Origin of the sequence: Thermomonas sp. XSG, assembly GCF_014678725.1 — a bacterium.
Lineage (GTDB): Bacteria > Pseudomonadota > Gammaproteobacteria > Xanthomonadales > Xanthomonadaceae > Thermomonas.
In genome coordinates, this window is sequence record NZ_CP061497.1 from 1,699,348 (window position 1) to 1,714,902 (window position 15,555).

Sequence of the window (15,555 nt, forward strand, 5' to 3'; positions counted from 1 at the left end):
ATTCGCAATAAAAAAACGCCGGCCTTGCGGCCGGCGTTCTGCGTACGCGACGCGGGGGAGGCGCGTCAGTGGCCGGAGGACTTGGAGGCTCCCAGGCCCGTCTCCGCGCGCACCTGCTGGGCCTTGAACGCGCCGCGTTCCTTGGCGGCCTGGGCGCTGCGGTCGGTGATGGAGAAGAACCAGATGCCGGCGAAGGCGATCGCCATCGAGAACAGCGCCGGCGAGGTGTAGGGGAACCAGGCCGAGCCGGCGGGGTTGCCCAGCGTGGCTTCCCACACCGAGGGAGAGACCACCGTCAGCGCCACCGAGGACACCAGGCCGAGGAAGCCGCCGATCACCGCGCCGCGGGTGGTGCAGTCCTTCCACAGCAGCGACAGGATCAGCACCGGGAAGTTGGCGGAAGCGGCGATGGCGAAGGCCAGCGACACCATGAAGGCCACGTTCTGCTTCTCGAAGGCGATCCCCAGCAGCACCGCGATCACGCCCAACGCCACCGTGGTGATGCGCGAGACCTTCAGCTCGGAAGCGCTGTCGGCCTTGCCCTTCTTCAGCACGGTGGCGTAGAGGTCATGCGACACCGCCGACGCGCCGGACAGGGTCAGGCCGGCCACCACCGCCAGGATGGTGGCGAAGGCCACCGCCGAGATGAAGCCGAAGAACACGTTGCCGCCCACCATCTTGGCCACCAGCACCGCCGCCATGTTGGCCGCGCCGGCGCCGCCCTTGATGGTGCCGGCATCGGCCATCTCGGGGTTGGTCAGCACCAGGGTGATGGCGCCGAAGCCGATGATGAAGATCAGGATGTAGAAGTAGCCGATCCAGGTGGTGGCCCAGAACACCGACTTGCGGGCTTCCTTGGCGTTGGGCACGGTGAAGAAGCGCATCAGGATGTGCGGCAGGCCGGCGGTGCCGAACATCAGCGCCATGCCGAAGCTGATTGCGCTGATCGGATCCTTGATGAAACCGCCCGGGCCCATGATCGACAATCCCTTTGCAGCCGCTCCCGCGCTTTCCTCCGGCGTTGTTGCCGCTGCGGCCGCCAGCTGCGCCTTCACCTGCACGCCCTTGGCGAACAGCGCCTCCGGGCTGAAGCCGTAGTTCGCCAGCACCATGAAGGCCATGAAGGTCACGCCCGCCAGCAGCAGGCAGGCCTTGATGATCTGCACCCAGGTGGTGGCGGTCATGCCGCCGAACAGCACGTAGACCATCATCAGGCCGCCGACGATGACCACCGCGATCCAGTACTCCAGCCCGAACAGCAGCTTGATCAGCGCGCCCGCGCCGACCATCTGCGCGATCAGGTAGAACGCCACCACCACCAGCGTGCCGGAGGCGGCGAAGGCGCGGATCGGGGTCTGGTTGAAGCGGTAGCCGGCCACGTCGGCGAAGGTGAACTTGCCGAGGTTGCGCAGGCGTTCGGCCATCAGGAAGGTGATGATCGGCCAGCCGACCAGGAATCCGACGGAATAGATGATGCCGTCGAAGCCGCTGCTCATCACCATCGCGGAGATGCCCAGGAACGACGCCGCGCTCATGTAGTCGCCGGCGATCGCCAGCCCGTTCTGGAAGCCGGTGATGCCGCCGCCGGCGGTGTAGAAGTCCGCCGCCGAACGCGTGCGCGCCGCCGCCCACTTGGTGATCCACAGGGTGGCGATGACGAATACGGCGAACATGCTGATCGCCACCCAGTTGGTGGGCTGTTTGTCGACCTGGCCGAGATCGCCGCCGGCGGCCAGCGCGATGTTGCTGGCCGTCATCGCGGCCAGCGCCAGCGATGCCTTCATCTTCGATGCGTTCATCGGGCAGCGTCCTCCAGGATCTGGGCGGTCAGGCGGTCGTACTCGCTGTTGGCGCGACGCACGTACAGCCCGGTGATGGCGATGGTGAACACGATCACCCCGAACGCGATCGGGATGCCGAGGGTGGTGACGCCATCGCTGATCGGCTGGGCAAGGAATTCCTTGTCGAACGCGATCAGGCCGATGAAGCCGTAGTAGACGACCAGCATCAGGATGGTCAGCGTCCAGCCCAGGCCGTTGCGCTTGCGCTTGAGCGCCTGGTAGGCGGAGTTGGCCTCGATGCGGGCCACCATCGGATCTTGCATGTCGGACATGGCGTGCTCCTCAGAAGCTGTACTTGACGGTGGCGTGGACGCGGCGGAGGTCGCCGTCGGCGCCGCTTTCCAGTTCGCGGTTGCCCCAGATCAGTTCGGCGCCGACGTCGAGCTTGGGCAGCGGCGAGTAGATCAGGTTGGCGTGGAACGACTGCGCGGATCTGGTCACCCCGAAACCGGTCCAGTCGGTCTCGTTGTCCAGCTGCGCGCGCGAGAACATCAGGTTGCCGCGCAGCTTGGGGTTGAACACGTGCCGCCACGCGACGAAGCCGGCCAGTACGCCGGTGGGCTCGATGTCGCCGGCGGCGGCGTCGAGGGTGCCGTCCGCGCCCAGCGCGAAACCGACGTAGCGGCCGATGCCGTTGCCGCCGATCAGCATGTAGCGCAGGTCGTCCTGCTTGCCGAGGTTGTACTTGCCGGACAGGCTCAGGCCGTAGCCGTTGCCGCTGGCATGGGTGCTGGCGGTGTCGTGGCGCAGCTGGCGGGCGATGCCGGCCACGCTGACGTGGCCGTAGTCACCCTTGCCGGTCCAGCGCACGGTGATGTCGGGCAGGTTGCCGTCGTCGCTGGTGGTGCGCGCGGTGCCGCGGTAGGCGCCAACCACCGTCTGCGGGTTCTCCAGCGCCACCGACCACGCACCGCTGGTGTAGCGCAGCTGGGCCTGGCGCACGAACACCGTGCCTTCGGTGGGGCCCACGAAGTCCACCGCGTCCGGCAGTGCCGCCACATCCTGGAAGTTGGACCAGGTCTGGCCGGCCAGCCACTTGTCCCAGCTCACGTAGGCCTGCCGCACGGTCACGCCGTGGGTGTTGGTGGAAGCCTGGTTGCCGAGGTTGGCCATGCCGCCGCCGAACAGGTCGAACTCCAGGTAGGCACGCGCCTTGTGGCCCTGCACTTCGCCGTCGCTGGCGAACCAGAAGCGCGAGAACTGCGCGTGGCTGTCGAGGTCGGTGCGCGACTCGTCCACGCCGCCCACCGGGATCGCGCTGGGCAGGTAGAACATGCGGCCGGCGGTGCCGTCGGCGATCTCGCCGGCATTGGTGCTGGTCGCCATCGCATCAAGCTTGATGAAGCCGCCGAAGCTGAAGCGCGTGTCGGGATTGCCGCTGGCCAGGATCGGCGCCGACTGGATCTTCGGCTTGCCGTCGGCCTGCGCCACCTGCACGGCGTCGAGCTTGGCCTGCGCCTGTGCCAGCGTGCCCTGCTGCTGGGTGAGCGCGGCCTGCTGTTGCTGCTGCGCGCCCAGCAGCGCCTGCACCTGTGCCTCCAGCTGGGCGATGCGGGCTTCGAGTTCTTTCTCCTTCGCGGTCTGCGCGAAGGCCATGCCGGGCAGCAGCAGTGCCGCCACGATTGCAAGCGCCAACGGCTTGCGGATGGAGCGTGCGTTCATCGTTCCCCTCCCGGAATCAGTGCACGCGGTCGAGGGTGCGTGCAGGCAGGGCGTGCGCCTATTCGCCATTGGTCGTAGATCGTGCCGATTTCGACCAAGGTCTAATTCCACTTGCTGCGACGCAGCAGCATTGATGCGGCACACTTGGGAAAAGTGGCAACGCCCGCGTGGCGAATGGGAGAAGCACGATGAGCGACATCTATCCGGTGGAACCGGCTTTCGCCGCACAGGCCAACATGGATCGCGCCGCCTACGAAAGCGCATACGCGCAGGCGCTGCAGGATCCTGACGCGTTCTGGGCCGGGCTTGCGCAGCGCCTGGACTGGTACCGGGCGCCGACCGTCATCAAGGACGTCAGCTACGACCTGCGTGATTTCCGCATCCGCTGGTTCGCCGACGGCGAGCTCAACGCCAGCGTGAACTGCCTGGATCGCCACCTGGACAAGCACGGCGACAAGGTCGCGCTGATCTTCGAGCCGGACAGCCCGGATGCGCCGGGGCAGAAGCTCACCTACCGCGAGCTGCACGCCCGCGTGTGCAAGCTGGCCAACGCGCTGCGCAACCTAGGCGTGGGCAAGGGCGACCGCGTCACCATCTACCTGCCGATGATCCCCGAAGCGGCCATCGCCATGCTGGCCTGCGCGCGCATCGGCGCGATCCACATGGTGGTGTTCGGCGGCTTCGCGCCCAATTCGATCGCCGACCGCGTGGCCGACTGCACCAGCAAGCTGATCATCACCGCCGACGAAGGTCTGCGCGGCGGCAAGAAGGTGCCGCTGAAGGCCAACGTCGACGCGGCGCTGAAGCTGCCCGGCACCAATTCGGTGGAAACCGTGCTGGTGGTGCGCCACACCGGCGGCGCGGTGGACATGCAGATGCCGCGCGACCGCTGGTATGACGCGGTGGTGGACAGCCAGCCGGCGAGCTGCGAGCCCGAGCGCATGAACGCGGAAGACCCGCTGTTCATCCTCTACACCTCCGGTAGCACCGGCAAGCCGAAGGGCGTGCTGCACACCACCGGCGGTTACCTGCTGTGGGCCGCCTACACCCACGACATCACCTTCGACCTGAAGCCGGACGACGTGTTCTGGTGCACCGCGGACGTCGGCTGGGTCACCGGCCACAGCTACATCGTCTACGGCCCGCTGGCCAACGCCTGCACCGAGGTGATGTTCGAGGGCGTGCCGAGCTATCCCGATTTCTCGCGCTTCTGGGAAGTCATCGACAGGCACCAGGTCAGCATCTTCTACACCGCGCCCACCGCCATCCGCGCGCTGATGCGCGAAGGCCTGGAGCCGGTGAAGAAGACCTCGCGCAAGTCGCTGCGCGTGCTCGGCAGCGTCGGCGAGCCGATCAACCCGGAAGCCTGGCGCTGGTACTTTGAAAACATCGGCGATTCCCGCTGCCCGGTGGTCGACACCTGGTGGCAGACCGAGACCGGCGGCATGCTGATCACCCCGATCCCCGGCGCCACCGACCTCAAGCCGGGATCGGCCAGCAAACCGCTGCCCGGCGTGCAGCCGGCGCTGGTGGATGCCGAGGGCAACCTGCTGGAAGGCGCCGCCGAGGGCAACCTGGTGATGCTGGATTCGTGGCCGGGGCAGATGCGCTCGGTGTATGGCGACCACCAGCGCTTCATCGACACCTACTTCAAGACCTACCCGGGCATGTACTTCACCGGCGACGGCTGCCGTCGCGACGAGGACGGCTATTACTGGATCACCGGCCGCGTCGATGACGTCATCAACGTCTCCGGCCACCGCATCGGCACCGCCGAGGTGGAAAGCGCGCTGGTGCTGCACCCGAAGGTGGCGGAAGCCGCGGTGGTCGGCTTCCCGCACGACCTCAAGGGCCAGGGCATCTACGCCTACGTGACGCTGGTGGCCGGCGAGCAGGAAACCGAGGCGCTGCGCAAGGAGCTGGTGGCCTGGGTGCGCAAGGAGATCGGCCCGATCGCCACGCCGGACTTCCTGCAGTGGGCGCCGGGCCTGCCCAAGACCCGCAGCGGCAAGATCATGCGCCGCATCCTGCGCAAGATCGCCGAGAACGCGCCCGACCAGCTGGGCGATACCACTACGCTGGCGGATCCCTCGGTGGTCGAGTCGCTGGTGCAGAACCGGCGCCAGGAGTGATGCCGGCTCCATGACCACCCTGCTGATTGCCGACGACCACCCGCTGTTCCGCGAGGCGCTGCGGGGGGTCGCGCTGCGGCTCTTGCCGGAGGCCGACATCCGCGAGGCGGACAACGCCGCCGCGCTGTACGCGCTGGTGGAAGCCGAACCCGACGCCGACCTGCTGCTGCTCGACCTCAACATGCCCGGCGTGCACGGTTTCTCCGCGCTGGTGCACCTGCGCGCCGCGCATCCGCAGCTGCCGGTGGCGATCGTCTCCGCGCGCGAAGAACCCGAAGTGATGCGGCGCGCGCTGGACCATGGCGCGATGGGCTTCATCCCGAAGTCCTCCGATGCCGCCACCCTTGGCACCGCGCTGCGGCAGGTGCTGGACGGCGAGCGCTGGATCCCGCCGGCGGCGCTGGCGGCCAAGCCCATGGCGGAGGAGGAGCGCGCGATCGCCGCGCGCATCCGCGAGCTCACGCCGCAGCAATTCCGGGTCCTGCAGATGCTCGGCTCCGGCCTGCTCAACAAGCAGATCGGCTACGAGCTGGGCGTGTCGGAAGCCACCATCAAGGCGCATATGAGCGCGATCCTGCGCAAGCTGGGCGCGACCAACCGCACCCAGGCGATCCTGCTGGCGGGCAAGCTGCTGGTGGATCCGGAAAGCGTGGTGCTGCCGGAAGAACCCGAGGCGTCCTGAGCACGGGCACTGGCGGCCAGTGCGCAGGGAAGTCAGGAAGCGGGACTCTTCCTGCTTCCATGCGAGGCCTCGCACCATGCGTGCGTTGTTGTCGACGAGGCATCGGGGCCGGGGTGCGGCCTGCGCCGTGTTCGCGCGTTGCGCGAGGTGACAGGAACAGGTGTCGGATCGCTATGCCTGCGCGTGCTCCCGCACCGCCGCCAGGAACGCGCGCAGCGACGCCGGCTTCACCGGCTTGGTCAGCACCCGGTAGCCGCGTGCACGCGCAGCCTGCTTGAGCGCGGCGCTGCCGTCGGCGGTCAGCAGCGCGCCCGGCACGTTGCCGCAGGCGGCGCGCAGCGCGTCCAGCGTGTCCAGCCCGTCCAGCCGGTCGTGCAGGTGGTAGTCCACCAGCAGCACCTCCGGCGCGTTGGCGACCTGCGCCAGCGCGGCGTCCACGGTGTCGGCGCAGTGCACGCGCACGTTCCAGCGCTCCAGCAGGGCGCGCATGCCGGCAAGGATGTCGGGGTCGTTGTCCACGCACAGCACGCGCAGGCCGTCGAGGCCGGGGTCGGGGATCGGCGCGGCCACCGGCGCGGTGGCGACCACGGTGTCGCCGCGCGGCACGGTGATGGAGAACATCGAGCCGCGCCCGACCGTGGAGCGCGCATCCAGCGCATGCCCCAGCAGGCGCGCGATGCGCTGGCAGATCGACAGGCCCAGCCCCATGCCGCGGCCGTCCCAGTCGAACGGCTGCTCGTAGCGGTGGAACTCTTCGTAGATCTGGCGCATGTGGTGGGCGGGGATGCCGGGACCGGTGTCCCAGACCTGCAGCGCCACCTGGTCGCCGCGCGAGCGCGCCGCCAGCACCACCCGCCCCTGCGGGGTGTAGCGCAGCGCGTTGGCGAGGAAGTTCTGCAGCACCCGGCGCAGCAGGCGCGGGTCGCTGCGCACCGCCAGTGGCGGTGCGTGCACGCGGATCTCGATGCCGCGCGCTGCCGCCATCGGCGCGGCCTGCGCCGCCAGCTCGCGCAGCAGCGCGCCGGCATCGAGGTCGCGGATGGCCGGCGTCAGCGCGCCGGCGTCCAGCCGCGACACGTCCAGCAGCCCGTCCAGCAGTTCCTCGGCGGCGCGCAGCGAGGCATCGACGCGTTCGGCCAGGTGGTGCTGCTGGCTGGCCTCGTCGGTCTCGCGCAGCGCGGACGCGAACAGCCGCGCTGCGTTCAGCGGCTGCAGTACGTCGTGGCTGATCGCGGCCAGGAAGCGTGCGCGCGACTCCTGCGCCGCCTCGGCCTCGCGGGTGCGCTCGGCCACGCGTTGTTCCAGCGTCTCGTTGATGTCGCGCAGTTCGCGCTGGGCGTGCACGTGTTCGGTCACGTCGGAATAGCTGGTGGCGTAGCCGCCGCCCGGCAGCGCCTGCCCGCGCAGCTCCACCACCGTGCCGTCGGGGCGCAGGCGCACGGTGACGTGCGGCGAGCCGGCGCGCATGTAGCCGAGGCGCTTGTCCACCTGCGCCTGCACGTCGCCGTCGTCGAGCACGCCCAGCTCGCCGCGCTCGATGTTGTAGCGGATCATGTCGGCGATCGGCCGGCCCACGTAGAGCATGCCGTCGGGGTAGTCGAACAGCCGCTGGTAGCTGCGGTTCCAGGCTACCAGCCGCATCTCGCGGTCGACCACGCTGACGCCCTGGTCGATGTTCTCCAGGGTGGTGGAGAGGATCTCGCGGTTGAATCGCAGCGCCTGTCCGGCTTCGTCCAGCACCGCCACCACTTCCGCCACTTCCATGCCGGAACCACGCAGCGCGCTGGTCAGCACCCGCCGCGCCGAGGCCGCGCCCAGCGCCGCGGCCAGCAGGCGCTCGGTGAATTGGATCCACTGGCGGTCGGCCTGCGCCGTGGGTGCCAGCTCGCGGCCGAGGCTCCTGGCCTGCTCCGCGAAGGCGCGCTGCGCGGTGCGCTCGCCGACGATGCGTTCGGCCAGCGAACGCAGTTCGCCTACCCGCACGCTGCCGCGCCAGTCGTCGCCGGCCAGGCTGCGCTGCTCGGCGTAGGGGTCTAGGAAGGGCGCCGCGCGCAGGCGCTCGTCCAGGCTGGGCCGCCAGCGCATCGAGGCCAGCAGCAGGCCGGTCACGTTCGCGAGCAGCGAGCACACCGTGCCATGGGTGAGGGGATCCCAACCGGACAGTCCGAACAGCTGCTGCGGGCGCAGCCAGCCGATGCCGAACGGACCGGCCTCGACCCAGCCGGCATCCAGCCAGCCAGAGCGCGCCAGGGTGGGCAGCAGGAGGGTGTAGGCCCACACCACGAAGCCCGCCAGCAGCGCGGTCTCGGCGCCGCGTCGGCTGGCGCCGCGCCAGTACAGCCCGCCGATCAGCGGCGGCGCGAACTGCGCCATCGCCGCGAACGCCATCAGTCCGTAGGCGGCGAGGTCGGTGTCGCTGGCGCTGGCGCGGTAATAGCCCCACGCCACCACCGCCAGCAGCACGATGGCGGCGCGGCGGATCCACAGCACGGTCGATGCCACGTTGTCGCCAACCAGGCCGGAGCGCAGCAGCAGCGGCATCGCCAGGTCGTTGCTGACCATCGTCGCCAGCGCCACGCTGGCCACGATCACCATGCCGGTGGCGGCGGAGAAACCGCCGACGTAGGCCAGCAGGGCCAGCGTGCTGTGGCCGTCGGCCTGCGGCAGCGCGAGCACGAAGCTGTCCACGGGCACCGCGCCATCGCTGCCGAAGCGGGCCACGCCGGCCACCGCGATCGGCAGCACCATCAGGCTGATCGCGACCAGATAGGCGCCGAACATCCAGCGCGCGCGGCGGATGTCGGCGACGTCGGCGCATTCCACCACCGCCACGTGGAACTGGCGCGGCAGGCAGACGATGGCGGCGAACGCCAGCAGGGTCTGCGCGACGAAGCCGACCGGCGGCGCGCTGTCGACCAGCGCGCGGGTGGCCTCGGCCAGCGGAATCGCACGCGCGTCCAGCCAGAACAGTGCGAACACGCCGATCGCCACCAATGCCACCAGCTTGACCAGCGACTCCAGCGCCACCGCCAGCATCAGCCCGGGGCGGTGCTCGGTGGCGTCCACCTGGCGGGTACCGAATAGGATCGCGAACAGTGCCATCAGCGCCGCCACGTACAGCGCCGGATCCCCCCACACCGAGGTCTGCGCGCTGCGCCCGCCCAGCACGTCCAGGCTGATCGCCACCGCCTTGAACTGCAGCGCCAGGTACGGCACCGCCGCGATCAGTGCGATCACCGCCACCAGCGCCGCCACCTGCTGCGAGCGGCCGTAGCGGGCGCCAAGGAAGTCGGCGATCGACACCGTGCTCTGCGACTGCGCGATCAGCGCCATCCGTTCGAGGATGCGCCAGCCGAACAGCAGGAACAGCAGCGGGCCGAGGTAGATCGGCAGGTAGCCCAGGCCCTGCCGCGCGGCGGTGCCGACCGCGCCGTAGAACGTCCACGACGAGCAGTACACCGCCAGCGCCAGGCTGTAGACCAGCGGGCGCAGCCAGTTGCTGCGCGGATACAGCGGATGGCGGTCGCCCAGCCAGGCCACGCCGAACAGCAGCGCGGCATAGCCCACCGATACCAGCAGCAGCGCCCAGCCCGGCAGCATCCCCGCGCGCGCCTCAGGCCGTCCCGGGCTGGTGGAAGCGGGCGTGGATGGCGCGCCAGTCGTCGAAGCAGCGCTCGGCCATCGCCACGCACTGCGGGTCGAACTGGCTGCCGCTGTGTTCGCGCAGGTAGGCCAGCCCTTCGTCCAGCGTCCACGCGCGCTTGTACGGGCGTGGATTGGTCAGGGCATCGAACACGTCCGCCACCGCCACGATCCGGCCGGCCAGCGGGATCGCGTCGCCGGCCAGGCCGTTCGGATAGCCCAAGCCGTCCCAGCGCTCGTGGTGGCAGGCGATGACGTCGAGCAGCAGCTGTGCGTAGTGCTCGTTGGCCAGCCCGAACTCGCGCATCATCGCCTCGATCATCTCGCTGCCCTTCTGCACGTGCGATTTGGCGATCTCGTACTCCTCCGGGTCGAGTTTTCCCGGTTTCAGCAGGATGCGGTCGGGCACTGCGATCTTGCCGATGTCGTGCAGGCCGGCGAACTGGAACAGGAATTCGATGTCCTCGTCGCTGTGGCCCATGTCCTGCGGCAGTGCCCTTGCGATCGAGCGGGTGTAGTGGGCGACGCGGTTCAGGTGGCCCGCGGTTTCCGCGTCGCGGTGGCGGCCCAGCTCGCGCGCCAGCGCCATCGCGCTGCGCAGGGCGCGGGTGGCGGAGAAGGCATGCGACACCAGCGTGCCGATCAGCTGGGCGTAGGCATCCAGCTCCAGGGTCACGTCCTCGCGGAAGTGCCCGGGCTCGCGCGAGTCGAAGAACAGGAAGCCCAGCAGTTCGCCCCGCGCATACAGCGGGCAGGTGTAGCTGGAGCGGTAGCCGGCGGCAAGGATCCGCCGCGTGTGCTCGCTGGGAGAGTCGGCCAGCGTCGCCATGTCGTCGATGATCCGGCTGTGCCCGCTCTCGTGCAGCTGCCGCAGCGACGGCACTTCCGCCAGCGGCGCCTGGTAGCGCTCCAGCGGCACCTGCTCGTCGGAGCTGTGGATGAAGGTGCTGAGCTGGCCGCTGTCGGCGTTGTACAGGGCGATGCCGATGCGGCCAACGTTGCCGACATGGGTCTGGATCTGTGCGTGGATATCCGCGATCTTCCTGCCCAGCGTGTCGTGCTGCTGCATCATCCGTCCTTTCCCGGGCGGCCGCGCGCGACGCGGCGGTTGCTCAGAAACCGTAACGCAAAAAGCCGCCGTCGACAGCGATGCACTCGCCGGTGACGTAGCCGGAGGCGGGGAGGCACAGGAAGGCGACCGCCGCCGCCACTTCCTCCGGCTCGCCCACGCGGCCCATCGGCGTGCGCAGCAGCACTTCGTCCAGGTAGTCCGGATCGGCCAGCTTGCCGCTGGTGCGGCGGGTGCGGATGTACCACGGCGCCACCGCGTTCACCCGGATGCCGTCCTCGGCCCATTCCACCGCCAGATTCTTCGTCATCTGATGCAGTGCCGCCTTGCTCATGCCGTAGGGCGCGCCGCTGCGCACGTGGGTGAGGCCGGACACGCTGCCGATGTTCACGATGCTCGATGCCGCGTGTTTCGACAGCAGCGGGTGCGCCAGCCGGCACAGCTCGAAGGCGGAGAACAGGTTGGTTTCGAAGATCCCGCGCCACTGGTCCTCGCCGTAGTCCAGCGTCGGCCGGGTCAGGTTGCCGCCGGCGTTGTTGACGAGCAGGTGCAGGCCGCCCTGGTCGTTGGCCCAGTCGATGATCTCGGCGCGCTGTTCGTCGTCGGTGACGTCGGCCGGCAGCGCCAGCACCGCGTCCTCGGGGCCGGGGAATTCTTCCTCCAGCTCCACGCGCGCCTGCTCCAGCAGGCCGGCGTCGCGGGCCACCATCAGCACCTGCGCGCCGAAACCGAGCAGTTCGCGGCAGATCGCCAAGCCAATGCCGGCGCTGGCACCGGTCACCAGCGCGCGTTGTCCCGACAGGCTCCAGCGGGGCGAATGCATGCGCGTCTCCGAAAGGATGTCCGGCGTAGGATAAGCGCAAGCCCGCCGCCGGAGACCGCCATGCGCCGCGTCCTGCCGATGTCGTTATGCGTTGCCTGCCTGCTGGCGGCCTGCACGCCTTCGCCGCCGGATCCAGAACAGCGGCCGGAGCCGCAGGTGAAGCCGGCGATCACCGCCAATGCCGATGCCTACAAGGATGCCGCGCGCGATGCGGCGGCAAGGACGCAGGCGCAGGCCGCGCAGCAGGCGCGCGCGGCGGGTGAAGCGGCGCGGTAGCCGTGTTGCGGGGCGACCGGGCTGCCCCAGTCGCCGCATGCCTCACATCGGCTCGCAGAAGCAGTAGGCCAGCGCCTTCACCCGCGCCTGCCCGCGCTTGTCCAGCGCGTCCTGCACGAAGCGCAGCGGCGCCTGTTCATGGGCGCGGGTGGCCAGCAGCAGCTCGCCCAGCCCGGTGCCGCGCAGCAGGCCCAGCCCGACGCGGCTCTGCATCAGTTCGGACAGCATCTGCGACAGCGGCACCGTGCGTTCCTCCACGTACACGGTCTGCCAGCGGTCCGGCTTGCCCAGCTTGGCGCGCGCGGCGGCATCGGCCACCGCTTCGCCCAGCCCGCCCAGCGCGTCCACCAGCCCGCGCTGCTGCGCCTGTGCGCCGCTCCACACGCGGCCTTGCGCCACCGCGTCGATCTGCTCCACGGGCTTGCCGCGGGCCTTGGCCACCTTGCCGGTGAAGTCGCGGTAGCCCTTCTCGATCACCGCCTGCACGGTGGTGGCCACGCCCGGGTCCAGCGGACGGGTGATGTCGAACGCGCCTGCATACTTCGCGGTGGCGACGCCGTCGGTGTGCACGCCCAGCTTGCCGAGGGTGCGGTCGACGGTGGGGAACAGGCCGAAGATGCCGATCGAGCCGGTGATGGTCGAGGCATCGGCATAGATGCGGTCGGCATTCATGCTGATCCAGTAGCCGCCGGACGCGGCGACGTCGCCCATCGACACCACCACCGGCTTGCCGGCGGCCTTGAGCGCCTCGACCTCGCGGCGGATCTGCTCGGACGCGAACACCTCGCCGCCGGGCGAATTCACCCGCAGCACCACCGCCTTCACGTCGTCGTCGTCGCGCGCCTCGCGCAGCAGTGCCGAGGTGGATTCGCCGCCGACCTTGCCCGGCGGCAGCTCGCCGCCGGCGATCTCGCCCTCGGCCACCACCACCGCCACCTGCGGACGGGTGTCGGCCTGCGGCAGGGTGCCGTCCAGGTGCTGCAGGTACGTGGCCAGCGCCACTTGGCGGAAGCCGCCGTCCGCATTGTCGTCGGCCACGCCGCGCTGGGCGAGCAGGTCGGCGACCTCTTCGCGGGTCTTCAGCGCGGTCACCAGTTTCTGCCGCTGCGCCAGCTGGGCCAGGTCGCCATTGGCCGCCGCCACCTGCTCGGGCAGGGTGTTGGCATAACCCTCCAGGACGGTGGGATCGAGCCCGCGCGCCTTGCCGATGTCGGCCAGCAGGCGCTTCCACAGGTCGCCCATCCAGAACAGGTCGGCTTCCTTCGATGCGGGCGAGGCGGCATCGAGGATGTAGGGCTCGGCGGCGGACTTGTATTCGCCGACCTTGAACAGGTGCATGTCCACGCCGAGCTTGTCCTGCAGCGCCTCGCGGTAGTACTGCCGGTACGAGGCCAGCCCGTCCAGCATCACCCCGCCGGGCGACATCGGGTCGAGGTAGATCTCGCTGGCCTGTGCCGCCAGCAGGTACTGGCCCTGGCCGTAGGCGTCGCCATAGGCGATCACCTGCTTGCCGGCGGCGCGGACCGCGGCCAGCTTGGCCGCCACTTCGCGCAGCGAGGCGAAGCCGCTGGGCTGCAGGTCGTCCAGGTACAGGGCCACGCGCTCGATGCGCTTGTCGGTGCGGGCGGCATCCAGCGCGCGCAGGACGTCGCGCAGGCGCACTTCACGGCAGTCGCCGCTGCGGGTGGCGCGGGCCAGGTTGCGGCTGAACGGATCGCAGCTGTACTGCTCCACCAGCCGGCCTTCGGGCGCGAACACCAGGGTGGCGCGCGGTTCCAGCGGCGCCAGCTTGCCGCCCCCGAACATCGCCACCAGCACGATCGCCAGCACCAGCAGGAACAGCAGGTTGAAGACCAGCCGGCGGCTGAAATTGACGGCGTCCCACAGGCCGACGGCCAGGCGGACGATGGGGCCGCGGCGGCGCGGTTCGTTCATTGCAGTGCTCCGGGAAATGCGGGCCGCGCAGCGGCGGCCAGTGTGGGAATGCTAGCCGAGCGGCGTGACGGGCTCATGCGCAATCCGTCATGGTGACCGATGGCGCCGGCATGGGCAGGCGCGCGCTGCTGCGCAGGAAACGCCGGCACAGCAGCACCGCCGCCACCAGCAGGCCCGCGGTCAGGCCCAGCCACATCCCGCGCGGCCCCCAGCCCAGCCACAGGCCCAGCCCGGCGCCGACCGGCATGCCGATGCCCCAGTAGGCCAGCGCCGCCATCCACATCGGCACGCGGGTGTCGTTGAGGCCGCGCAGCGCGCCGGCCGACACCACCTGCACGCCGTCCGGCAGCTGGAACAGCGCCGCGTACAGCAGCAGGCTGCCGCCCAGCGCGATCACCGCCGGGTCCGCGCTGTAAAGCGCCGCGATGGCGTCGTGGCCGGCCAGCATCAGCAGCGCCGAGCAAACCTGGGTGCACAGCGCCAGCGCCAGCCCGGCGAAGGCGGCGCTGCGCACGCCGTCGCGGTCGCCGCGGCCCAGCGCGTGGCCCACCCGCACGGTGGTGGCCTCGGCGATGCCGAATGGCAGCATGAAGCACAGCGTGGCCACGTTCAGCGCTACCTGGTGGGCGGCCGCCGGCACCTCGCCCAGGCGCCCGATCAGCAGCGCGGTGGCGGCGAACAGCCCGCCCTCCATGGTCACGGTGACGCCGATCGGCAGGCCGTTGAGCAGCAGTTCGCGCTGCGCAGGCCAGCGTGGCCATTCGAAGTGCGCGAACAGCTGCAGGTCGGCGAAGCGAGGGCTGCGCCACAGGTACAGCGCGAACCCCAGCGCCTGCACCCAGAACATCAGCGTGGTGGCGATGCCGATGCCGGCCGCGCCCAGCTCCGGCAGGCCCAGCAGGCCGTTGGTCAGCACGTAGGCGGTTGGCGCCAGCAGGCACAGCCCGCCGAAGCCCAGCAGCATGGTCGGCAGCGACCAGTGCAGGCCGTCGCTGAGGTAGCGCATCGACAGATACAGGGTGAACGCCGGGATGCCCCAGCGCACCGCGTGCAGGAAGTCGACCACGCCGGGCACGATGTCGGGCGCGATGCCCATCGGCCGCAGCAGCAGCGGCAGCGCCGACAACAGCCCCAGCAGCACGATGCCCAGGCACAGCGCCAGCCACAGCGCCTGCCGGAACAGCGGACCGATCGCCGCGCGGCGGCCGCCACCGTCCAGTTGCGAGACCGCCGGCGGCAGCGCCATCAGCGTGCCCATCGGCGCCAGCATCGGCAGCCACAGCAGCGCCGAGCCCACCGACACCGCGGCCAGAGTGGCGGTGCCGTGGTGGCCGGCAACCATCGCATCGACGAAGCCGACCAGCCCGTGCGACAGGTGCCCGGCCGCCAGCGGCGCGGCCAGACGGGCGGTGCGACCCGCGTCGGTGCGCAGGCGGGAAAGGAAGGTGGGCATGGGTGGTACCGGGAGGCAGGGGCGCGCGCTGGCGCCGGCG

11 protein-coding genes are annotated in these 15,555 nt (G+C 70.1%); 3 read left to right on the forward strand and 8 right to left on the reverse strand.

Going from position 1 to position 15,555, the window contains the following annotated elements; translation table 11 throughout:
- Positions 1-65 precede the first annotated feature (65 nt).
- The 3 genes from ICG51_RS07970 to ICG51_RS07980 are packed head-to-tail and all read right to left on the reverse strand — an operon-like array spanning position 66 to position 3,503.
- Positions 66-1,784: a cation acetate symporter gene (locus ICG51_RS07970; protein WP_223809580.1), complete on the reverse strand. Its 1,719-nt coding sequence runs from the start codon at positions 1,782-1,784 to the stop codon at positions 66-68.
- A gap of 11 nt (positions 1,785-1,795) precedes the next feature.
- Positions 1,796-2,113: a DUF485 domain-containing protein gene (locus tag ICG51_RS07975; protein ID WP_223809399.1), complete on the reverse strand. Its 318-nt coding sequence runs from the start codon at positions 2,111-2,113 to the stop codon at positions 1,796-1,798.
- Positions 2,114-2,123: 10 nt separating this feature from the next.
- Positions 2,124-3,503: a DcaP family trimeric outer membrane transporter gene (locus ICG51_RS07980; RefSeq protein ID WP_190279867.1), complete on the reverse strand. Its 1,380-nt coding sequence runs from the start codon at positions 3,501-3,503 to the stop codon at positions 2,124-2,126.
- Between the two features lie 188 nt (positions 3,504-3,691).
- Between ICG51_RS07980 and acs the strand changes: the two genes are divergently transcribed.
- Positions 3,692-5,635, forward strand: a complete 1,944-nt coding sequence (gene acs / locus ICG51_RS07985) for an acetate--CoA ligase (RefSeq protein ID WP_190279868.1) — start codon at positions 3,692-3,694, stop codon at positions 5,633-5,635.
- A gap of 10 nt (positions 5,636-5,645) precedes the next feature.
- A complete protein-coding gene (locus tag ICG51_RS07990) occupies positions 5,646-6,317 on the forward strand; it encodes a response regulator transcription factor (RefSeq protein WP_190279869.1) in 672 nt (223 codons plus the stop codon).
- Between the two features lie 171 nt (positions 6,318-6,488).
- Here the strand turns inward: ICG51_RS07990 and ICG51_RS07995 are convergent, their stop codons facing one another.
- The 3 genes from ICG51_RS07995 to ICG51_RS08005 are packed head-to-tail and all read right to left on the reverse strand — an operon-like array spanning position 6,489 to position 11,851.
- Positions 6,489-9,917: a PAS domain-containing hybrid sensor histidine kinase/response regulator gene (locus tag ICG51_RS07995; protein ID WP_190279870.1), complete on the reverse strand. Its 3,429-nt coding sequence runs from the start codon at positions 9,915-9,917 to the stop codon at positions 6,489-6,491.
- A 13-nt stretch (positions 9,918-9,930) separates the two neighbouring features.
- On the reverse strand, positions 9,931-11,031 hold the full coding sequence (locus ICG51_RS08000) for an HD domain-containing phosphohydrolase (RefSeq protein ID WP_223809400.1): 1,101 nt from the start codon (positions 11,029-11,031) through the stop codon (positions 9,931-9,933).
- Between the two features lie 40 nt (positions 11,032-11,071).
- Positions 11,072-11,851 (reverse strand): SDR family oxidoreductase, encoded by a 780-nt coding sequence (locus ICG51_RS08005; RefSeq protein ID WP_190279871.1) that lies wholly within the window; start codon positions 11,849-11,851, stop codon positions 11,072-11,074.
- A 60-nt stretch (positions 11,852-11,911) separates the two neighbouring features.
- On the opposite strand from ICG51_RS08005, the gene ICG51_RS08010 reads away from it, so the two are divergent.
- Complete coding sequence (locus tag ICG51_RS08010; RefSeq protein ID WP_190279872.1) at positions 11,912-12,127, forward strand: hypothetical protein; 216 nt, start codon at positions 11,912-11,914, stop codon at positions 12,125-12,127.
- Positions 12,128-12,169: 42 nt separating this feature from the next.
- On the opposite strand, the gene sppA is transcribed toward ICG51_RS08010, so the two are convergent.
- Positions 12,170-14,062 (reverse strand): signal peptide peptidase SppA, encoded by a 1,893-nt coding sequence (gene sppA, locus ICG51_RS08015; RefSeq protein WP_190279873.1) that lies wholly within the window; start codon positions 14,060-14,062, stop codon positions 12,170-12,172.
- A gap of 73 nt (positions 14,063-14,135) precedes the next feature.
- Positions 14,136-15,515, reverse strand: coding sequence for an MATE family efflux transporter (locus ICG51_RS08020; RefSeq protein WP_190279874.1), 1,380 nt, complete (start codon positions 15,513-15,515; stop codon positions 14,136-14,138).
- Between the last annotated feature and the right edge of the window lie 40 nt (positions 15,516-15,555).